Origin of the sequence: Pseudidiomarina sp. (assembly GCF_048267825.1) — a bacterium.
GTDB lineage: Bacteria > Pseudomonadota > Gammaproteobacteria > Enterobacterales > Alteromonadaceae > Pseudidiomarina.
On the sequence record NZ_JBLWWR010000001.1, the window covers coordinates 459,841 to 480,023 of the forward strand.

Here is a 20,183-nt window from a genome sequence, read left to right on the forward strand (position 1 = left end):
CGTTATTTCGACTTAGCCTCTTCTTCATCGCGTAGTTTACGACGCAGTATTTTACCAACATTGGTTTTGGGCAGTTCGTCACGGAACTCAACCAATTTTGGTACTTTATAGCCGGTCATGTTTTCGCGGGCGTAACTAATAAGTTCTTTTTCGGTTAGCGATTTATCCTTGCGCACCACAAATACTTTCACTTGCTCGCCCGACGAGTCATGCGGGACACCTATAGCGGCAACTTCCAGAACTTTTGGATGATCCGCAATCACATCTTCAATTTCATTTGGATACACATTGAATCCTGAAACTAAAATCATGTCCTTTTTGCGATCCACAATTTTGAAGAAGCCCTGCTCGTCCATCACACCAATATCACCGGTTGCGAACCACTCGCCGTCTTTCATAACTTCTGCAGTTTCGTCTGGGCGGTTTAAATAACCAACCATCACCTGTGGCCCACGAACTTGTATTTCGCCTGGCTCGCCCTGCGCAACTTCTTTACCATCTTCATCAACGATACGCACGTCGGTAGACGGCAACGGAATACCGATGGTGCCATTGTAGTGCTCAATGTCCGTCGGGTTTACCGTAACTACAGGCGAACATTCTGTCAGGCCGTAGCCTTCTAATAAACGTGACTTGGTTACGCGTTCCCAATGTTCTGCAACTGAACGCTGTACGGCCATACCGCCGCCCAACGCTATTTTAAGATGCGAAAAGTCTAAATCTTTAAAGCCTTCAGCGTGCAGCAAACCATTAAATAACGTATTCACGCCAGAGATCATCGAGAACGGATATTTTTCCAACTCTTTAACGAAGGCTTTCATGTCGCGCGGGTTGGTAATTAGGATATTGCGGCCACCGTGCTTCATGAAGGTCAGGCAGTTCGCGGTTAGCGCGAAGATATGGTAAAGCGGTAACGCGGTCACAATTGTTTCTTCACCGTCATTCACCAACGGTGCAACAATCGCAGACACCATTTCAAGGTTAGCGACCATATTACGATGCGATAACATTGCGCCTTTCGCGAGACCTGTCGTTCCGCCAGTGTATTGCAAGAATGCTAAATCGCTACCTGTCATTTCTGGGCGTTCATAATTTGCTTTGGCGCCCTGCTTCAGCGCACTGCGAAAATCGATGGTATTTTTAAGCTTGTAGCTTGGCACCATTTTTTTCACGTACTTGACCACTGCGTTGACTATCCAGCGCTTCGGTGCCGGCAACATGTCACCGATAGCGGTCAGAAATACTTTTTTGATAGGTACGTCGGCTTGTACTTTTTCGAGGGTATGCGCGAAATTATCTAAAATGACAATGGCTTTTGCATTCGAGTCAGACAACTGATGCTTTAATTCGCGTGGCGTATACAGTGGGTTGACATTTACCACCACTAAACCCGCGCGCAAAGCACCAAACAAGGCAATTGGATACTGCAACAAGTTGGGCATCATAATTGCCAACGCATCGCCTTTCTTCATGCCTTGTTGTTGTAAATATGCAGCGAACTCGCGCGATAACGCGTCAAGTTCATTGAAAGTCATCTCTTTATCCATGTTGACGTAGGCAACTTTGTCGCCGTAACTCTGGATACTCTGCTCGAAAATGTCGACCAGCGAATTAAAGTGGTCCGGATCAATGGTTTCCGGTACGCCAGCTGGATAACGTTTCAGCCAAATTTTATCCACGCGCTTCATGCTCCTGAACAAATAAATTAAATATTGGAATTGTTATAACGCGCAATCATCGCATATCCGACCAGTGTTTCCTAGCCATTGTGCGCGTCAATCATCTGTGATAATAGCCCAATAATCGCAGTTGGTTGTTCCATATGTACATGATGCCCACCCACAACTTCATGCACCTTTAACTGGGGTACATACTGCCCCCAATGTTCAATCGCTTGCTTCAAGCGCGTATGACCAGTACTGCCAAGAACCACGCTAAACGGACACTCAATGTGCTTTAACACATCAGCAATTTGTGCAGCGGTTAGGCGCACGGGCGACTTCAACCGCAATTGCCCGTCGGCACGAAATCGGTAGTCATTTTCGCCAAGTTGCTCAATGCCACGTTCTACCAACAATGCCGCCAGCTCGCGGCTAAAGTCGCCAGCTTGCACCCGGGCTGAAATAGCTGTTTCTAAGTCTCGGTAATGCGGCCGGTGTTTAAACTGCTGCTGCCAACGGCTTCGAAAGCCTTTGCGCAAGTCTTCGGTGGTTTCATCGGCGGAAGACGCCAGTAGGCCGAACGCCTCAACTGCAAGTAATTGCGCCACGCGCTGAGGCTCGATTCCGGCAAACATATTGGCGATATAGGCACCCATAGAATGCGCTAGAAATGTCACCTGTGGCCATTGCTGTTGTTCGCAGATGAACCACAAGTCATAGACATAATCCATAAACGGGTAGTAATTGCCCGGCGGCCGATGGTCACTATGGCCGTGGCCTGCCCAGTCGAGTGCGATCAGTCGGTAGGTGCTGGCCAGGTCACTGCGCATGAACGCATCGGCAATTGGAATAAAGCTATAAGCATTGTCGAGCCAACCATGCAACGCCAGTAACGGCTTGCCTTCTTGGGCGCCCCAAGCAAGGCCACGAACGGTGCCCCAGGGGAGCTTAAACGAAACAGGCTCAGCAGCGTGCTGAGCCTGTGAATAAAACGAGTTATTTTGAGTCATGAATAATGCTACTTACTGACTAGTTGTTATCGGTTTTCGATGAACCTTTTTCCATTACTGGGCCTGGTATGTATACCGGGCGCGGATACGCAGGCCGTGTGTAGTAATAATGACGATACCACAGCGAGTCGTAACTCACCTCAATGCGGGTGCTTTCTTTACGAGCTGGCCATAAGTACTTGCCTGTTGCTTCTAACACTGGGAATAAATAGGTGTATTCACCAATGGTGCCCGTTTCAGGCTCGGCAAGGGTTCCCGTGAACGTAACATGACTGCCTTGCTTGTAAACCATAGGGTCGACAAAGCCGTCTATTTTTGCACGGAAGCGGCCGTTACTTTGATCGCTTACCAGCGGACGTCCCCAACGCTGCAGCTCAAAATTAACCACCTCAATAACGGTGCCATTATCAGAGTTCTGCACATCTGCAATGACGCCGCCCCACCGTGCGGTTTTACCCACCACGCTTTGAGGTTGTTCTAGCGCCGCATTGTAACTGACAAGTTCATCTTCGTTAGCCACTTGCAATGCATCCGGAACCGCAGAACATGCTGTCAATACAAGTGACGCTATTAGTGCTATCCACAATTTCATACTGAGTACCTCACTGCTAAACCCCAACGAACCATTATATTCGTTTTATATAGTAGTACTTGGAGCCGAAATTTGCGTATTAAGTTCAAGAAAATTAACCAAGAATTTAACGGCCCGGTAATTTTTTCCATGCCACTTCATTACGTACATACAGGGGCTGAAGATCTGCTGCTTGCACCGTTTTACCGTGCTGTAATGCCCACTGCAGCATGTCTTCGGCTAGTGGCAAGGTTATATCGTCTAATACTGCCACGGCCCCAGTTGGGTTGAGCTGCTCGGCATAGCTTGTCCATCCCGTTCCAGCACCATGAATGGTGATCTGATCGGCAATTTCTGCCCACCATGGTTGTAATGTGATGTCTTCAAGCGGTGCCATTTGTTCTGTGGCTACTTGCTGTGCATAGCCGTTTTTATTGATAAACGGCGCAACATAAATTTCCTGCATGCGTGCATCAATTGCGCTGATAATGTGTTCAGAGCCATGCAAACGAATCGCTTGCTGTGCCAATGCTGTTAGCGTACTGACTGGAATAACCGGCAGGTTTTGGCTAAATGCCAACCCTTGCGCCACGGACACGCCAATGCGCACCCCAGTAAAGCTGCCCGGCCCATGGCCGACTACTAGCGCGTCCACCGCGCTTAATTCAATCTGTTGCTCGGCAAGAACCTCTTGCACAAAAGCTAAAATGCGTTGCGAATGTTCCCGTGGCGTAATGGCGGCACGCGTCACCACGCGCTCCCCTACTTTTAACGCGACAGAACATTGTTCGGTTGACGTATCTAACGCTAATACCGCATTCAAACTCACTCTGATTTCTCCAAGGTATCTAAAAACTCAAGCGCAACGGCTAAATCGCGTGTACGGCGCATGGCGGGTAAGCTTTGCAGAAACACACCACCGTAAGGCTTGGTCACTAAACGTTGATCGCAAACAATCAACACCCCACGGTCATCGGCATCACGTATTAATCGCCCAGCGCCTTGCTTGAGAGCAATAATGGCTTGCGGCAATTGTACCTGAGCAAAAGGGTCAACTCCACGTAATCGGCAATCTTCCACGCGCGCTTGCAACAGCGGATCGTCTGGGCTCGCGAACGGTAACTTGTCGATAATCACGCAACGTAGCGCGTCACCGCGTACATCAACGCCTTCCCAAAACGATGATGTGCCAAGCAAAATACCGTTACCGGCAGCGATAAACTGCTGCAGCAGTTCGCGTTTGCTGGTGCTGCCTTGCACCAACAATGGCCGGTCGGTGCGCTCTTCGAGCTGTTTGGCGATGATTTGCAGCATGCGATGACTGGTAAACAATACAAAGGTGCCGCCGGTATGATTATGGTCCAGCACCTGCTCAACCACCTGCAGCAGCGCTTTGGGCATTTCACGCTCATGCGGCTGTGGCAAATAGCGCGGCAAGCACAATAGCGCTTGCTCAGCGAAATTGAATGGGCTTGATAAACACAGTGTTTCAGCCTGATTAATACCCAGCTGATTGGTAAAATGACTAAAATCTTCGCCCACTGCCAAGGTTGCAGAAGTGAATATCCATGCCATGTCACTGCGCTCAAGATAACCGCCAAACTTGTCCGCTACACTCAACGGCGTTTGGTGCAGCGTTACTTGCCGCACTGTGGTTTCAAACCAGAAACTGAAGCCGGTGCGATCAACCGCTTGCAATTGGTCCCATTTGTGCAGAAATTGCACGCAGCGCTCGTAGGCATTGTCTAAATCCTGGCTGCGCCCTAGTGCGTTTTTACACACGTCACGCAAAAAGCCTAAATGCTCGGCCACCATGTGTGCGGCCATACGCACTGACTCTTGCTGCGAAAACTGCCGCCAATTGCCGCGCATGGCGTCATGCGGAAACACCAAGCGCCAGTCTTTCAAGCTACCCAATAACTTGTCGGCGGCCTTGTCCAACTGTTTCAGGTCTTTTAATTCAGTTAAATACAAAACTTTAAGTTCGTGCGCCAGCTCTTGCAACTGACGGCTTGATACGGCTTCGCCAAAATATTGACTGGCAATGTCCGGCAGCTGATGCGCTTCATCAAACACCACCGCATCAGACTGTGGCACCAGCTCACCAAAACCGACGTCTTTAAGCGCCATATCGGCGAAAAACAAGTGATGGTTTACCACCACCAAGTCAGCATCCATCGCGCGCTTGCGCGCTTTGACAAGGTAACAATCATCGTAATCCGGACAGTCGCGCCCCAGGCAATTGTCCACAGTACTGGTTACCGAGGGCAGAATGGCGGCGTCTTCTTGTAAAATATTGATAGCACCGACATCACCGTCTTCTGTTCGCTGCGCCCATTTTCTTACTTCGACCAACTGACTTTGCTGTTCTTTATTCAGTTCACCACTGTGCGCTACCGCTTGATTCATTCGGTGCAGGCACAAATAATTGGCGCGGCCTTTCAGTAAAGCCACCATTTTACGCGGTGCCAGAGCATCGCGCAGCGCTGGTAAGTCACGGTGATACAACTGTTCTTGCAGCGCTTTTGTGCCTGTTGAAATAATGGCCTTGCCATCACTTAGCAGCACCGGAACCAAGTAGGCAAAGGTTTTGCCGGTTCCAGTTTCCGCCTCAACCACAAGTTGCGATTTCTTGATTAGCGTACGCTCTACCGCGGCCGCCATTTCGCTTTGCGATGCGCGCGGTCGAAACCCGTGCAAAGTACGCGCCAGCACGCCATCCGCTTGAAATTGTGAGGTAACTTTGGACATGAATTGTTTTTAGAATAAGTGATGCAGTAACTTTATCATAGAAACCCGTTACTCGTTATTCGTTAATCGTTACGCGTTGTTGGTTTTGTATCTCACGAATAACCATTAACGAATAACGATTAACCCACCCAATATACAACTTGATACAACAAATCACCGCAAACCTTGCAAACAGGCTTTATTCGCGACTCCATTTTCTATACAATCACTCCATCATTTGAACGGCGCACGAACAACGAGTACAGATTCATGCTAAACAACTGGCACCACCATCATCATATGAACTCTCGTTAGCCCAGCCTTAGAGCTGAAGGCTAACTCATTATTTTGGGGCTGCCTTCACCGAATCAATTAAAAAACCCCGCAAGGCACTCCTTCGCGGGGTTTTTTATTAGGAGCAAATTATGGTTGTAGATAAAAGTTCACAGCGATTAACCATCGCCATTCAAAAATCTGGACGTTTGAGTAAAGAGTCGATTGCACTGCTGCAAGCCTGTGGCTTTAAATTCAGTCTGCACGAAGCGCGTTTGTTAGCGCACAGCAGCAACCAACCGGTTGACTTGCTGCGGGTACGTGACGATGACATCCCCGGCCTAGTTATGGACGGCGTGGTTGATCTGGGTTTGGTTGGCGAAAACGTTTTAGAAGAAGTTCGCCTTGAACGTCAGGCGACTAAGTTGGCCAGTACTGTGCAGCGTTTACGCGCGCTCGATTTTGGCCAGTGCCGCTTATCGCTTGCCATACCGAAAGAAGAAAACTACAACGGCGTAAAAGATTTAGAAGGCAAACGCATTGCCACCACCTACCCGTACCTATTGCAAAACTACCTGCAACAGCAAGGCGTATCGGCTAGCAACGCTATTTTAACCGGCAGTGTCGAAGTTGCGCCGCGTGCCGGCTTGGCCGATGCAGTCTGCGACTTGGTCTCGACGGGTGCCACGCTAGAAGCCAATGGTTTGGTGGAAAAAGAAGTGATATTCCGCTCGCAAGCACAGTTAATTCAACGCCCTGAGCCATTGTCGGCAGCAAAGCAAGCGATCGTTGATCAGCTATTGCCACGTATTGATGGTGTGCAAATGGCGCGTGAGAGCAAATACATCATGCTGCACGCCCCGGTTGCTGCTCTTGAGCAAGTGGTTGAGTTGCTACCAGGCGCCGAACGCCCGACCATACTTCCGCTTAGCCACACCGACGAGCTGGTGGCTGTGCACGTGGTAAGTACCGAGAAGCTATTTTGGGAAACTATGGAACAATTAAAAGAAATTGGTTGCAGCTCAATTCTGGTGCTACCAATTGAAAAAATGATGGGGTAAGTCATGCAGATCTTACAATGGTCACAATTATCGGCCGCCGAGCAAGCGCAGGTTTTAGCGCGACCAACGCAGTCACAGTCACGTGAATTGCAGCAACAAGTGGCAGCCATCATTGATGCTGTTGCAGCCGATGGCGATGCGGCGGTGTTGCGCTACACCCGTCAATTTGACTGCGACACGCTCATGCAGCTTCGTTACAGTGAAGCCGACATTGCGCGTCGTGCTGAATTGCTTGAGCCTGCAGTTAAACAAGCCATTGATACCGCATACCAAACCATCAACACTTTTCACCAACAACAACAGCCCAGTGATATCAGCGTAGAAACTTATCCGGGTGTGGTCTGTAGCCAGCGCTTTCAGGCCTTGCAGTCAGTTGGCTTGTACATTCCAGGTGGCAGCGCGGTATTACCATCCACCGCACTGATGCTTGGCGTACCCGCGCAAATCGCGAACAACCCGCGCCGGGTGTTGGTTAGCCCGCCAGATAAAGACGGTGAACTTAGCCCTGCCCTGATGTATGTCGCACAAAAATGTGGCATCACTGAGGTGTATCGCTGTGGTGGCGCGCAAGCTATTGCGGCGCTAGCGGTAGGTACAGAGTCCATCGCACCCGTCGCCAAAATTTTTGGCCCGGGCAACAGCTACGTTACTGCGGCAAAACAACAAATGGCGCAACGTAACGGTGGGCCAGCAATTGATATGCCAGCCGGCCCTTCTGAACTCTTGGTGATAGCTGATGATTCGGCCAACCCTGAATTTGTTGCTGCAGACTTGCTGTCACAAGCGGAACACGGTGCCGATTCACAAGTGCTATTGCTCAGCCCAAGTGCAACCCTGATTGAAGCCACTCAGGCGGCTATTGCCCGCCAGTTAGAGGTGCTGCCACGCGCTGCTACAGCGCGCAAGGCACTCACTGAAAGCGCATTGATTCAAACCGAATCGTTGGAACAAGCCTGCACCATTAGCGAGCGCTATGCTCCTGAGCATTTGTCGTTGCAACTTGATAATGCCGACGACTATTTGGCGCAAGTAACGCAAGCGGGGTCTATCTTTATTGGGCACTACACCCCAGAATCTGGCGGTGACTATGCAACTGGCACCAATCACGTGTTGCCAACCTATGGTTTCGCGCGCAATTACAGCAGTTTGGGCTTACTCGATTTTTATCGGCGCTATACCACCCAAAAAGTTTCAAAAGCTGGCCTAAGCGGCTTGAGCTCGGCAATTATGACCCTTGCCGAAACCGAGGGTTTGCGAGCCCATGCGCGCGCCGTTAGCATCCGCCTGGAGGACAAGCCATGAGCTTAGCTACCCAATTGCAGCGCACACACTTGGCGCAGTTAACCCCTTATGCCTCAGCGCGACGCAGCATGAGTGGCGGCGCGGTATGGCTGAATGCCAACGAAGCTCCGGCAACGCCTAGCTTGGCTGCCGACCAGCAGCAGCTAAACCGATACCCAAGCTTTCAAAGCGATCGGCTCAATGGTGCCTATGCGGATTACGCTGGCGTGCAAACCCAGCAAGTGCTGAGTTGCCGGGGCAGTGACGAAGCCATTGACCTGTTGATTCGCAGCTTTTGTGAGCCGGGGCAAGACAGCATTATGATCACCACGCCAACTTACGGCATGTACGCGATTAGCGCACAAACCCACGGGGCAGGCGTGATTGATGTGCCCCTGCGTAACGCGCAAGACACGTCACTGCAACTTGACCTTGAAGGCATGGGTAAAGAACTGACGGCCGCCGGTAATAGTGTCAAACTGGTGTTCGTGTGTAACCCTTCAAATCCAGTTGGTAATCACCTTAATTTAGCCGACGTTGAACAACTGCTCGAGCTGGTCGGTGAGCAAGCGCTGGTAGTGCTGGATGAGGCTTACATTGAGTTTGCCGCGGCCAGTGGCGTGCAGCAACTGAACACCATTGCCAGTTGGTTAAACACCTACCCACAACTGGTGGTGTTGCGAACGTTGTCTAAGGCATTTGGCCTGGCCGCTATTCGCTGTGGCTTCGCGTTAGCCAATACCGATGTGATAGACGTGTTACGCAAAGTTATTGCGCCCTATCCCATGCCGCAGCCTTGTTTGGACATTGCCGAGCGTGCGCTAACTGGCGCTGGTATTTCGGCCATGCAACAGCTGCTAGCTGATACCGTGAGCCTGCGCGATGCGTTTATCAAACAGGTGACCGCCAAGCCGTGGGCATTAAAGGTTTGGCCAAGTTGCACCAATTTCGTGCTGGTGAGCGTGCCTGATGCAAGCGAGCTGGTTAGCCAATGCAGTGCCGCCGGTGTACTGATCCGAAATCAATCCGCCCAACGCGGCCTGGACAACACAGTACGCATGAGTATCGGCAGCGCCGACGAGATGAACCAGTTATTGGAGGTATTACCATGAGCTCTGCAAATGCTCAGAAAATTTTATTTATCGACCGTGACGGTACCTTAGTAGAAGAACCGGCGATTGATAAGCAACTCGACAGTGTCGATAAGCTGGTATTTGAGCCAGACGTGATTCCCACACTGTTGGCGTTGCAAAGCAAAGGCTACCGTCTGGTGATGGTGTCGAACCAAGATGGCTTGGGCACGGATAGCTTTCCGCAAGCGGATTTTGATGCACCCCATAGCTTGATGATGGACATATTCAGCTCGCAAGGCATCCGCTTTGACGACGTACTTATTTGCCCACACTTCGACCAGGACAACTGCAGTTGCCGTAAGCCGAAACTGGGCCTGGTGCGCGACTACCTGGTGCAAGGCAAAGTCGACTTTACGGATTCATACGTTATTGGCGACCGCGAGACTGATCTACAACTGGCCGAAAACATGGGCATTCGTAGCATCCGCTATGACCGCACCAGCAATGGTTGGCAAGCGATTGGTCACGCACTGCTAAAACAGCCACGGCAAGCGACTGTGCAGCGCACGACCCGTGAAACCGACATTCGCGTTGCGGTTGATTTAGATGCAGCGCAACCAATCGACATTAGCACCGGTATTGGCTTTTTTGACCACATGCTGGAACAGATAGCCACCCACGGTGGTTTTTCACTGCAGCTTAAAGTGAAAGGCGATTTGCACATAGATGAACACCACACGGTAGAAGACACCGCCTTAGCCTTTGGACAAGCGCTGCGCCAAGCATTAGGTGACAAACGTGGCATTGGCCGTTTTGGTTTTGCCCTGCCAATGGATGAATGCCGTGCCGAGTGCCTGATTGATTTATCGGGTCGCCCGTACCTGCAATTTGCAGCGGACTTTAGCCGCGACACCGTCGGTGAACTTTCAACCGAAATGGTTGGGCACTTTTTCCGTTCTATCAGTGACGCCATGGCTATTTCGCTGCACGTAAGCACCACTGAAGGCAATGCCCATCACCAAGTAGAAAGCTTGTTTAAAGTGTTCGGCCGCGCATTACGTCAAGCCATTGCACGCAGTGGTAGCAACGAATTACCGTCAAGCAAAGGTATGTTGGCATGAGTAGTAAGCAGTTGGTGATTGTTGACACAGCCTGCGCCAATTTAAGTTCGGTGCGCTTTGCCTGCGAGCGCTTGGGTATAAAGCCTGAAGTAACGGCTGATGTCGCACGCATTCAAGCCGCCGACCGGGTTATTTTACCCGGTGTGGGTACGGCTCAGGCCGCCATGCGTAATTTGCAGCGCTTAGAGCTTGTAGACACCCTGCAGCAGTTACAACAACCGGTGCTGGGTATCTGTTTAGGTATGCAACTGCTCACCACCTGGTCCGCTGAAGGTAACGTGGATTGTTTAGGCGTAATTCCCGCTCAAACTCTGCGCATGCAAGCACAGCAGCAACCGCTGCCACACATGGGCTGGAATACCGTAACGGCGGTTGGCGATAACCCGTTATTGCATGGCCTTGCGCAACCTGAGTGGTTTTATTTTGTCCATAGTTATGCAGTAGCACCGGATGCGGCAACTATCGCAACCTGTGATTATGGCCAACCTTTTGCTGCGATGATCCGCCACCGTAATTATTTTGGTGCCCAATTTCATCCGGAGCGCTCAGGGAGCGCTGGCAGCAAATTATTAAAGAATTTCTTGGAGTTAACTGATGCTAATACCCGCGCTTGATTTAATTAATGGTGAGGTAGTTCGCTTACAACAGGGTGACTTTGCGCGCCAAACGACCTTTGCCCGCAATCCATTGGCATTGGTCGCCGCCTATCAGCAGGCTGGTGCGCAATGGCTGCACTTGGTTGATCTTGATGGCGCACGTGACCCTGCAAAACGGCAGCTTGCCCTTATAGAAGAAATTACCGCCGCAACCACCATGAACGTGCAGATTGGTGGCGGAATTCGTACCCGCGACGATCTTGACCGGCTATTTGCGGCTGGCGTACAACGCGCAGTGATTGGTTCCATCGCAGTACGCAGCCCACATTTGGTGCAACAGTGGCTACAAGAGTTCGGGTCTGATGCCATCGTGTTGGCACTTGATGTAAATATTGACGCCGGCGGCACGGCCTATGTGGCAACCCACGGGTGGCAACAAACTTCTGATTTAACCCTCAATCAAATGATTGAAGATTTTCTGCCCTATGGGCTACGGCATGTGTTGTGCACCGATATTAGCCGCGACGGTATGCTCAGCGGCACCAATGTGGATTTATACCGCCACCTTAAGCAGCAGTACCCGCAGTTGGTTATCCAGGCATCGGGCGGTGTTGCTGGCCTGGCTGACTTAACCGCATTACAGGCCATTCATTGCGACGCCGCTATTTTAGGCAAAGCCTTGCTGACCGGACAATTTACTCTTGAGGAGGCGCTTGCATGCTGGCCAAACGCATAATCCCCTGCTTGGATGTTCGTAACGGTGAGGTGGTAAAAGGCGTTCAATTTCGCAACCATGAAGTGATTGGTGCCATTGAGCCCTTAGCCGAGCAATATGCCCAAGCGGGTGCCGACGAATTAGTGTTCTACGATATCACCGCCTCGTCGGATGCACGGGTGGTTGATAAGTCTTGGGTTGAGCGTATTGCTCGCGTGATTGATATTCCATTCACGGTTGCTGGTGGTATTAGCTCCATTGCACATGCCCAGGAAATACTGGCCATGGGTGCCGATAAAATTTCCATCAATTCACCGGCGCTGCGTGATCCTGAATTGATCAACACCTTGGTCGACGAATTCGGTCAGCAATGTATTGTGATTGGTATTGATAGCTTCTACAACGAGCAAACCGATACCTATGACGTGTACCAATTTACAGGCGACGAAACCCGCACACAAAAAACCAACTGGCAAACCCGTGCATGGTTGCGTGAAGTTGTAGCGCGGGGCGCTGGCGAGATTGTACTGAACTGCATGAACCAAGACGGCGTGCGCAAAGGTTATGATATTCCGCAACTGCTCAGCTTGCGCGCTGATTGTCCGGTGCCGTTGATCGCTTCCGGCGGTGCGGGTAGCATCGAGCACTTTCACGACGTGTTTAATCAAGCCAACGTAGACGGTGCGTTAGCCGCTTCCGTGTTTCATAAAGGGTTGATTCAAATCAGTACCCTCAAACAGTCATTAATCGACGCGGGCATCGCAGTGCGACCGGCGTAAGCAAGGGAAAGAGTTATGCTTATTACTCAAGCCAATACCAATCAAGTCGACTTTGCCAAAGGCGAAGGGTTGCTGCCGGCAATTGTGCAGCACGGTTTAAGTGGCGAAGTACTCATGCAAGGCTATATGGATGCTGCCGCATTAACGAAAACACTCGAAACGCAGCACGTGACGTTTTTCAGCCGCAGTAAACAACGCTTGTGGACCAAAGGGGAAAGCTCAGGCCACACCCTGCAGCTGCTCAGTGTGCACACAGACTGCGACCAAGACAGCCTGTTGCTACTCGCGTTACCGCAAGGCCCTACCTGCCATTTGGGCACACGCAGCTGTTTTAGCGACGCGGCCGCATTGCCAATGTTGCAAAAGCTTATGGATACCATTGAGTCGCGCAAAGGTGCGACGGCTGACAGCAGCTATACCGCATCGTTATTTGCCCAAGGCATTAAACGCGCCGCGCAAAAAGTTGGGGAAGAAGGTGTTGAAGTGGCACTCGCCGCAACCGCGGGCGACAACGACGAGTTACTCAATGAAAGTGCCGACTTGCTCTACCATTTGCTGGTAGTGCTGGCCGCGCGTGACTTGTCCGTTAACGATGTGCTTGCAGTACTGCAACAGCGGCATCAGTCCTGAGCCGCTGCCTGCTCAAAGCGTGCACTATGATCGCGCTTGTAACGGCGGCTGACTATCAGCAGTCGCCAGCTTAACAATACAGCCGCACTACTTAGGCCAATAATAAAGCCAATCCACATACCCGCGGCGCCCATTGCCGGCACTATCCAGTCGGTTAATGACAAAATAATACCCAATGTTAAGCCAAACGGCCAATACGACACAAAGGTAATAAACATCACCACTTTGGTGTCTTTGTAGCCACGCAACGTACCGATAGCAATGGCCTGGAAAGTATCCGACAACGTAAATATAGCTGCCAGCCCCATTAACGTGGCAGATAGCTGAATGACCGCCTGATCTTCCGTATAAAGCCCCGCCAGCCATGCGCCGGCAAGGTACATGATCAGTCCGTTCACAGCCGCAAAGCTCATACCGTAAAGCGTTGCTAATTTATGACTCAACATGGCGTTAGCAGGGTTCCCTGCCCCTAACGCAAAGCCAACGCGTAAGGTAACCGCCATGGATAAACTCAGTGGCACCATGTAGACCAATGAGGAGATATTGAGGGCAATTTGATGGCTGGCCACAACCGTAGCGCCAAGCGGTGCAATCACCAGGGCAGCAGCCGCAAACAGGCTCACCTCGAAGAACATCGACGTGGCAATTGGGAAGCCCAACCGCAAAATGTACCAAATGTCGTCCCAGTTCGGTGCATGAAACTGCTTGAACACCTGCAGTTTTTTAAACCGTTCCACCACCGACACGTACACCAACATGCCCAGAGCCATTACCCACAGCACAATGGCTGTCGCCAATCCACACCCAGCACCGCCGAGCGCCGGCATACCAAACTCACCATAAATAAAGATGTAGTTAACTGGGATATTCACGATTAAACCGAGCACGCCAATAACCAACGAAGGGATGGTATGCGATAAGCCCTCGCAGAAATTACGTAGCACCATGTACAGTACCAATGCGGGAATGCCAAAACTGACAAAGTACAAGTAGTCTAATGTAACCCGACGGAATTCTTCTTCAACGGTCATGGCGTTGAGTATGAGTGGTGCGCACATAATAACCGCTAAGCACAACACCCCGCCAGCCAACGCCGCGTAGATGCCCTGCTGCACCATATTGCCCACTTTGTGTTGCTTACCAGCACCATCAAAATGCGAAATAATCGGTGCCAACGCGAGCGCTAAGCCTAAAATTAATAATGTTGACGGTACCCAAATGCTGCCCCCGACCGACACCGCTGCCAGATCTGTGGCACTGACACGGCCAGCCATGAGCGTATCGACCACGCTCATCAGCATTTGCGTTAATTGCGCAATCAAAATAGGCCCAGTGAGGCGGCCTAACTTAATCGACTCAACCCACCAATGATTTGGTTGTTGCACGTTTGCTACTCCTAGTCTGAGCCGAATAAGGCCCAACCAGCATCCAGGGTTTCTATGAAACGGTTAATTTGGTCGGCGGTATTATACGCCCCTAATGACACTCTGACGACCGCTGGTACCTGCCAATGTTGCAATAAAACTTGCGCACAATGATGGCCAGCCCGCACCGCTATATTATGTTGATCAAGCCATGCGGCAATGTCGTAGGCTTGAAAGTCATCGCTGTAAAACGCCACAGTTGGCGTGTGAGCAGCACCGCCTGGCAACACGTTCAACCAATCGCGTGCGTGCAACTGCTGCACCAACTGGGCTCGCAATTGTTTGAGGTGTGCATGCGGTTGCTGTTGTTGCAGCCAATTAACCGCTGCAGCAGCGGCCACTGCAGCGCCAGTATTAGGGCTGCCAGCTTCAAATTTATGGATGGTATCAATCCATTTTGCAGTGGTTTCGGTAACCTGCTGCACAATACCGCCGCCTACCTGAAAGGGTGCCATGGCTGACCATAACTGAGGCGCTAAATAGGTTACCGCACAGCCGTTCAGCCCATACACTTTGTGCGCGCTGAAAATGAGCGCATCGCAGCACCAGTTGGCCATATTGATGTCTATGTGCGCCGCAATTTGAGCCGCATCAACAATGGTTATGGCACCCTGCTCGCGGGCAGCTTGTAACAGCGGCTGAATATCGAATATCGCGCCTGTTACGTTGCTGGCGGCAGTAACACTAACAAGCCGGGTGCGTGCATTTAACAGATGTTGCCATGCACCAAGTTCACCGGTTTGCCGATCAATTGGAATGTATCTCAGTTTTAAATCATGAAGCTGCGCGAGGCGTTGCCACGGCAAAATGTTTGCATGGTGCTCCGCGGCGCTTAATACAATTTCATCGCCCGCTTGCCAGGCAATGGGAAGTTGCTGCGCAAGACCATTTAAAGCGGCAGTCGTTGATGCCTGCAAGGTGACATTTTCAGCATCAGCACCAATAAATGCAGCAAGTTCGTTGCGTGCTTGCTCAAGCGCTGTAGTCGCCGCTCGCCCAAGCTGATGGCTGGCACGATGCACATTGGCATGATGCTTTTGGTAATAAGCTGTGTGGGCTTGCAACACCGCATCCGGAACCTGACAGGTCGCCGCGCTATCGAAATAGATAAGATTAGGATTCTGGCGAAGCAACGCGAACTCATTCATGCTCGTTATAACCTAAACGTTTGGGATTAAACCAGACACTCAGCGTCGCGATGACGGGTGACAAAATCAACAATCGCTGGGTTCACCAACTGCGGATGTGTGACTGGCCCCATATGCCCGCAGTCGAGCGTTTCCGACTGTGCATCAGGCAGAACTTGCAATAGATGATGTGCAACACAACGGGCACTCTCTTGCGTGTGTTTGCCTTGCAGCAATAATACCGGCACAGTCACATTGCGATAATCCGATAATTTGTGCGGCTCGCCCATAAGGGCGGCGAAATCTCGCGTTACTTTAGCTGCCTGAGCGGTCATACCGGCACGAATTCGCTCCGGAAGCGCATCAAAAAAGCCCGGCTGATTCCAATAATCAACAAACCCGCGTGTCGCAGCTTCCGCATCTTCTTGGTACATCTGTGCGGCGATTCGCTCTATCTCGGCGCGTGCGGGTTCGTTGGCTTCCAGCACATGAAATGCCACCGGCTCAAACACCACCAGTTCACGTACCGGTACCGGTTGCTCCAGCGCAAGTTTTAATGCCAAAGCACCGCCGTATGAATGCCCAACCAGCGTAATAGGCTGTTGCCACTGCGCTGCCGCAATCGCTTCCAGTACGCGGGGTAATTCATCGGCGAAGCGAAACGCTTCTGCTTCAATATCATCCGTAGCCGGCGCTTTGCCATAGCCCAACAAGTCAATCGCCAAGATGTCGAACTGCGCACCCAGCTGTTGAATGAGGCCGCGCCATTGACCGCTGTTACTTTGCGAACTGTGCAATAACAGCAATGGCGGTTTACCTATAGCACCAAAGCGATGTACGCCGGCTAGTAAACTCATAAAGCACCACCAATAAAGGCGCCAATCAGGTACCCGGCCTGCAATAACAACACACTAAAGGTACCCAGTACGCCAACGGTGCGCGCCCACGATGGCCCAACTGACATGGTTAAACCCAAAGCATGACAAATACGCGCTACAAATAACGTGGCGCCTAAACCGTACAATAAGCCCACTGAAGCACCCTGCAGTTCCATTACGACCAATAACAATAACGATAACGGCACATATTCTGCAAAATTACCGTGAATGCGCACTGCAACTTTTAAATCATGTGAATCGCCAGTGCCAAGGCCCACGCGATCCCGCCAGCGTAAGCGAATAATATTCACTGATAAGACAAAATATAACAGGGTAAGTAATCCTGCATACAACATGCTAATTGGCAGATTGATGTCCATGACTGATTTCCTTGTTCTTATATGACATGAAATTGGCTACAAAAAAGCCCACACAAGGTGGGCTTTCGAATTCTGCTTTCGTGCGCTGAAGGTTACTTCAGTAAACGACCAAGTTCGTTACTGATATCTTCAACGTCACCGGTTCCATCAACTTTGTGGAACTTAACCTGACCTTGTTCAGCTAGTTTACGATAATATGCCACCAAAGGCTCGGTTTGTTCATGATAAATTGACAGGCGCTTACGCACGGTTGTTTCTTTGTCATCATCACGAATGACCAAATCATCGCCAGTTTCATCGTCTTTCCCTGCAACCTTAGGGGGGTTGTAGGAAACGTGATACACGCGGCCTGAACCAGGGTGTACCCGACGGCCCGCCATGCGCTCAACGATAACTTCGTCTGGCACATCAAATTCCAATACCACGTCTACATCAATGCCTGCAGCATGCATGCCGTCAGCCTGCGGGATAGTACGTGGAAAACCATCAAGCAAAAAGCCGTTTTGACAGTCCGGCTGTGCCACACGCTCTTTCACCAAGCCAATCATGATGTCATCCGACACCAGTTTACCTGCATCCATCACGGCTTTGGCTTGTTTACCTAAGTCGGTACCTTGTTTAATTGCAGCGCGCAGCATGTCACCCGTTGAGATTTGCGGAATCCCAAAGGTTTTCATCAAAAACTGCGCTTGCGTACCTTTCCCTGCGCCCGGAGCGCCCAACAGGATAATGCGCATGAACAACCTCTTCTTACTTAATGTGTTTAATGCGGAAAAGTTAAGGTCGAACTTTACCTTGCAGCAACAGGCTTTACAAGTCCGAGCATTGCCGACTTTGGTCGGACAATGCTCGATATTAGCTTATTTGCTGCTATTTTCCGCAATTTGGAAGTTTCCGCAGCATTTAGCCTTGGGTAAGCTCTAACATCAGTTTGTTCAACCGTGCCACAAACTGCGCTGGGTCTTTCAAACTGCCACGCTCCGCCAGGGTTGCTTGATCAAACAGCACATGCACCCATTCGCCGAAACGCGCATCGTCATCAAGCCCTGCAATGCGTTGTACCAAAGTATGCTCTGGATTAATCTCAAAAATATACTTGGTTTCCGGCACTTTTTGGCCTGCCGCTTCCATTAGCTTGGCCATTTGAGTACTCATGTCGTTGTCATCTGTGACAATACACGCTGGTGAATCAGTTAATCGATGGGTGACGCGCACCGATTTAACTTTATCGCCAAGTGCTTTTTCAAAGCGTTCCAATTGCTTCTCAAAGGCTTTTTCAGCTTCTTCATGCTGTTTCTTGGTGGCCTCGTCTTCTAAGTCGCCAAGATCAAGATCGCCACGTGTTACAGACTGGAATGGCTTCTCTTTATACTCGGTTAAATGACTCATGAGCCATTCGTCAATGCGCTCTGACAACAGCAGAACCTCAATACCCTTCTTACGGAATATCTCTAACGCTGGGTTGTCACGGGCAGCTTCATAGCTGTCAGCAACAATGTAGTAAATTTTGTCCTGTTTATCCGACATCCGTTCAAGGTACGCATCAAGGCTAACTTTCGCCTCGCTGGTGTCTTCATGCGTTGATGCAAACCGCAATAAGCCAGCGATAGTTTCTTGGTTCGCATGGTCTTCGGCCGGGCCTTCTTTTAATACCGCACCAAAGGTATTCCAAAACTCTTGATATTTCTCGGCATCGTCTTTCGCCAGCTTGCTCAACATGCTCAGGATTTTCTTCGTGCTACCGTTGCGCATTGAACGGGTTATCTTGTTGTCTTGCAAAATTTCGCGCGACACGTTCAGTGGCAAGTCTGCCGAGTCCATCAAACCACGCACAAAACGCAGGTAGGTTGGCATCAGCTGCTTGGCGTCATCCATAATGAACACGCGCTTCACGTATAGCTTAATGCCGTGCTGTGTGTCACGGTTCCAAAGATCCCACGGTGCGCGCTTAGGAATATACAACAAGCTGGTGTATTCCGAAGTGCCTTCCACTTTGTTATGGCTCCACAGCAGTGGGTCGTCAAAGTCATGGGCGATGGTTTTATAGAATTCTTTGTAGTCTTCGTCGGAAATATCCGCCTTCTCGCGCGTCCACAAAGCCTGGCCGGAGTTAACCGCTTCCCAGCCATCTTGCTTGCCGTCTTCATCACGCTTCGGCATTTGTACTGGAATGCTCAAATGGTCAGAGTATTTGGTAATGATGCTCTTCAAACGAAATTCGTCGAGGTACTCGTTGGCGTCTTCGCGCACATGCAAAATAATATCAGTACCGCGCTTGGCCTTATCGATTTCGCGCAAATCGTACTCGCCTTCACCGCGTGAAGACCATTCTACGCCTTTATCAGAGCCTGCTGCCCGAGTACGTACGGTGACGCTGTCCGCAACAATAAATGACGAATAAAAACCAACACCAAACTGACCGATTAAACGGCTGTCTTTTGCTTGGTCGCCAGAAAGCTGGCTAAAGAAGTCGGCGGTACCTGATTTTGCGATGGTACCAAGGTTGGTCATTACTTCATCGCGGGTCATACCAATACCGTTGTCACTGATGGTAATGGTATTAGCGGCTTTATCAACACTCACGCGAACTGCCAGTTCGGCATCATCAGCTAACAAGCTGCTATCGCTTAACGCTTTAAAACGTAACTTGTCAGCGGCATCCGATGCGTTTGATACAAGCTCGCGCAGAAAGATTTCTTTATTTGAATAAAGTGAATGAATCATCAGATGAAGCAATTGCTTCACTTCGGTTTGAAAACCATGGGTTTCTGCTTGACGGGTTTCCGCCATAGTGATCTCTCCTACACTATTTCTGGGTTAATCGAATGTGATTAAATGAGGTATAGAAGAAAGATGGGGGTGGCACCGATGTT

General features: G+C 50.5%; 19 protein-coding genes. 8 read left to right on the forward strand and 11 right to left on the reverse strand.

The features are described from left to right. Positions 1–2 precede the first annotated feature (2 nt). From fadD to ACN0UN_RS02380, 5 genes are all read right to left on the reverse strand, one after another. Positions 3–1,679 carry a long-chain-fatty-acid--CoA ligase FadD gene (gene fadD / locus ACN0UN_RS02360; protein ID WP_417658552.1) on the reverse strand — a complete coding sequence of 559 codons (1,677 nt, stop codon included), beginning with the start codon at positions 1,677–1,679 and terminating at the stop codon, positions 3–5. An 80-nt stretch (positions 1,680–1,759) separates the two neighbouring features. Next, entirely contained in the window at positions 1,760–2,671 is a 912-nt protein-coding gene (locus ACN0UN_RS02365) for an alpha/beta hydrolase (RefSeq protein WP_417658553.1), read from the reverse strand. 19 nt (positions 2,672–2,690) lie between these two features. Beyond that, positions 2,691–3,263 (reverse strand): Slp family lipoprotein, encoded by a 573-nt coding sequence (locus ACN0UN_RS02370; RefSeq protein WP_417658554.1) that lies wholly within the window; start codon positions 3,261–3,263, stop codon positions 2,691–2,693. 106 nt (positions 3,264–3,369) lie between these two features. Then, entirely contained in the window at positions 3,370–4,071 is a 702-nt protein-coding gene (gene tsaB / locus ACN0UN_RS02375; protein ID WP_417658555.1) for a tRNA (adenosine(37)-N6)-threonylcarbamoyltransferase complex dimerization subunit type 1 TsaB, read from the reverse strand. After that, entirely contained in the window at positions 4,068–5,993 is a 1,926-nt protein-coding gene (locus ACN0UN_RS02380) for an ATP-dependent DNA helicase (RefSeq protein WP_417658556.1), read from the reverse strand. Before ACN0UN_RS02380 ends, tsaB begins: the two co-directional genes overlap by 4 nt. A 404-nt stretch (positions 5,994–6,397) precedes the next feature. On the opposite strand from ACN0UN_RS02380, the gene hisG reads away from it, so the two are divergent. Genes hisG through hisIE form a run of 8 tightly spaced genes read left to right on the forward strand, consistent with a single transcriptional unit; the run spans position 6,398 to position 13,501 of the window. Next, complete coding sequence (hisG, locus tag ACN0UN_RS02385; protein ID WP_417658557.1) at positions 6,398–7,306, forward strand: ATP phosphoribosyltransferase; 909 nt, start codon at positions 6,398–6,400, stop codon at positions 7,304–7,306. 3 nt (positions 7,307–7,309) lie between these two features. Further along, positions 7,310–8,608, forward strand: coding sequence for a histidinol dehydrogenase (gene hisD / locus ACN0UN_RS02390; RefSeq protein WP_417658558.1), 1,299 nt, complete (start codon positions 7,310–7,312; stop codon positions 8,606–8,608). Beyond that, positions 8,605–9,699, forward strand: coding sequence for a histidinol-phosphate transaminase (gene hisC / locus ACN0UN_RS02395; RefSeq protein WP_417658559.1), 1,095 nt, complete (start codon positions 8,605–8,607; stop codon positions 9,697–9,699). The genes hisD and hisC overlap by 4 nt, the downstream gene beginning before the upstream one ends. Further along, positions 9,696–10,781 carry a bifunctional histidinol-phosphatase/imidazoleglycerol-phosphate dehydratase HisB gene (gene hisB, locus ACN0UN_RS02400; RefSeq protein WP_417658560.1) on the forward strand — a complete coding sequence of 362 codons (1,086 nt, stop codon included), beginning with the start codon at positions 9,696–9,698 and terminating at the stop codon, positions 10,779–10,781. The genes hisC and hisB overlap by 4 nt, the downstream gene beginning before the upstream one ends. After that, entirely contained in the window at positions 10,778–11,395 is a 618-nt protein-coding gene (gene hisH / locus ACN0UN_RS02405) for an imidazole glycerol phosphate synthase subunit HisH (protein ID WP_417658561.1), read from the forward strand. Before hisB ends, hisH begins: the two co-directional genes overlap by 4 nt. Continuing rightward, positions 11,376–12,113 (forward strand): 1-(5-phosphoribosyl)-5-[(5-phosphoribosylamino)methylideneamino]imidazole-4-carboxamide isomerase, encoded by a 738-nt coding sequence (hisA, locus tag ACN0UN_RS02410; protein WP_417658562.1) that lies wholly within the window; start codon positions 11,376–11,378, stop codon positions 12,111–12,113. The genes hisH and hisA overlap by 20 nt, the downstream gene beginning before the upstream one ends. After that, on the forward strand, positions 12,095–12,871 hold the full coding sequence (gene hisF / locus ACN0UN_RS02415) for an imidazole glycerol phosphate synthase subunit HisF (RefSeq protein WP_417658563.1): 777 nt from the start codon (positions 12,095–12,097) through the stop codon (positions 12,869–12,871). Before hisA ends, hisF begins: the two co-directional genes overlap by 19 nt. A gap of 15 nt (positions 12,872–12,886) precedes the next feature. Then, positions 12,887–13,501 carry a bifunctional phosphoribosyl-AMP cyclohydrolase/phosphoribosyl-ATP diphosphatase HisIE gene (gene hisIE, locus ACN0UN_RS02420; protein WP_417658564.1) on the forward strand — a complete coding sequence of 205 codons (615 nt, stop codon included), beginning with the start codon at positions 12,887–12,889 and terminating at the stop codon, positions 13,499–13,501. Here the strand turns inward: hisIE and ACN0UN_RS02425 are convergent. From ACN0UN_RS02425 to htpG, 6 genes are all read right to left on the reverse strand, one after another. Next, complete coding sequence (locus ACN0UN_RS02425; RefSeq protein WP_417658565.1) at positions 13,492–14,886, reverse strand: MATE family efflux transporter; 1,395 nt, start codon at positions 14,884–14,886, stop codon at positions 13,492–13,494. The two genes, hisIE and ACN0UN_RS02425, sit on opposite strands and share 10 nt — an antisense overlap. A gap of 11 nt (positions 14,887–14,897) precedes the next feature. Beyond that, positions 14,898–16,073 carry an aminotransferase class V-fold PLP-dependent enzyme gene (locus ACN0UN_RS02430; RefSeq protein ID WP_417658566.1) on the reverse strand — a complete coding sequence of 392 codons (1,176 nt, stop codon included), beginning with the start codon at positions 16,071–16,073 and terminating at the stop codon, positions 14,898–14,900. Positions 16,074–16,099: 26 nt separating this feature from the next. After that, positions 16,100–16,909: an alpha/beta fold hydrolase gene (locus ACN0UN_RS02435; RefSeq protein WP_417658567.1), complete on the reverse strand. Its 810-nt coding sequence runs from the start codon at positions 16,907–16,909 to the stop codon at positions 16,100–16,102. Next, on the reverse strand, positions 16,906–17,310 hold the full coding sequence (locus tag ACN0UN_RS02440; RefSeq protein WP_417658568.1) for an MAPEG family protein: 405 nt from the start codon (positions 17,308–17,310) through the stop codon (positions 16,906–16,908). Before ACN0UN_RS02440 ends, ACN0UN_RS02435 begins: the two co-directional genes overlap by 4 nt. Before the next feature lie 92 nt (positions 17,311–17,402). Then, entirely contained in the window at positions 17,403–18,047 is a 645-nt protein-coding gene (adk, locus tag ACN0UN_RS02445; protein ID WP_417658569.1) for an adenylate kinase, read from the reverse strand. A 166-nt stretch (positions 18,048–18,213) separates the two neighbouring features. Next, a complete protein-coding gene (gene htpG / locus ACN0UN_RS02450; RefSeq protein ID WP_417658570.1) occupies positions 18,214–20,100 on the reverse strand; it encodes a molecular chaperone HtpG in 1,887 nt (628 codons plus the stop codon). Positions 20,101–20,183: the final 83 nt, after the last annotated feature.

What these genes read in the sequence shown, in the direction of transcription:
- hisC (WP_417658559.1), top strand. Translation starts at nt 8,605, where the DNA reads ATGAGCTTAGCTACCCAATTGCAGCGCACACACTTGGCGCAGTTAACC.
- hisB (WP_417658560.1), top strand. Translation starts at nt 9,696, where the DNA reads ATGAGCTCTGCAAATGCTCAGAAAATTTTATTTATCGACCGTGACGGT.
- ACN0UN_RS02435 (WP_417658567.1), bottom strand. Translation starts at nt 16,909, where the DNA reads ATGAGTTTACTAGCCGGCGTACATCGCTTTGGTGCTATAGGTAAACCG.
- hisG (WP_417658557.1), top strand. Translation starts at nt 6,398, where the DNA reads ATGGTTGTAGATAAAAGTTCACAGCGATTAACCATCGCCATTCAAAAA.
- adk (WP_417658569.1), bottom strand. Translation starts at nt 18,047, where the DNA reads ATGCGCATTATCCTGTTGGGCGCTCCGGGCGCAGGGAAAGGTACGCAA.
- htpG (WP_417658570.1), bottom strand. Translation starts at nt 20,100, where the DNA reads ATGGCGGAAACCCGTCAAGCAGAAACCCATGGTTTTCAAACCGAAGTG.
- ACN0UN_RS02370 (WP_417658554.1), bottom strand. Translation starts at nt 3,263, where the DNA reads ATGAAATTGTGGATAGCACTAATAGCGTCACTTGTATTGACAGCATGT.
- hisF (WP_417658563.1), top strand. Translation starts at nt 12,095, where the DNA reads ATGCTGGCCAAACGCATAATCCCCTGCTTGGATGTTCGTAACGGTGAG.
- hisA (WP_417658562.1), top strand. Translation starts at nt 11,376, where the DNA reads ATGCTAATACCCGCGCTTGATTTAATTAATGGTGAGGTAGTTCGCTTA.
- ACN0UN_RS02365 (WP_417658553.1), bottom strand. Translation starts at nt 2,671, where the DNA reads ATGACTCAAAATAACTCGTTTTATTCACAGGCTCAGCACGCTGCTGAG.
- hisD (WP_417658558.1), top strand. Translation starts at nt 7,310, where the DNA reads ATGCAGATCTTACAATGGTCACAATTATCGGCCGCCGAGCAAGCGCAG.
- ACN0UN_RS02440 (WP_417658568.1), bottom strand. Translation starts at nt 17,310, where the DNA reads ATGGACATCAATCTGCCAATTAGCATGTTGTATGCAGGATTACTTACC.
- hisIE (WP_417658564.1), top strand. Translation starts at nt 12,887, where the DNA reads ATGCTTATTACTCAAGCCAATACCAATCAAGTCGACTTTGCCAAAGGC.
- ACN0UN_RS02430 (WP_417658566.1), bottom strand. Translation starts at nt 16,073, where the DNA reads ATGAATGAGTTCGCGTTGCTTCGCCAGAATCCTAATCTTATCTATTTC.
- hisH (WP_417658561.1), top strand. Translation starts at nt 10,778, where the DNA reads ATGAGTAGTAAGCAGTTGGTGATTGTTGACACAGCCTGCGCCAATTTA.
- ACN0UN_RS02380 (WP_417658556.1), bottom strand. Translation starts at nt 5,993, where the DNA reads ATGTCCAAAGTTACCTCACAATTTCAAGCGGATGGCGTGCTGGCGCGT.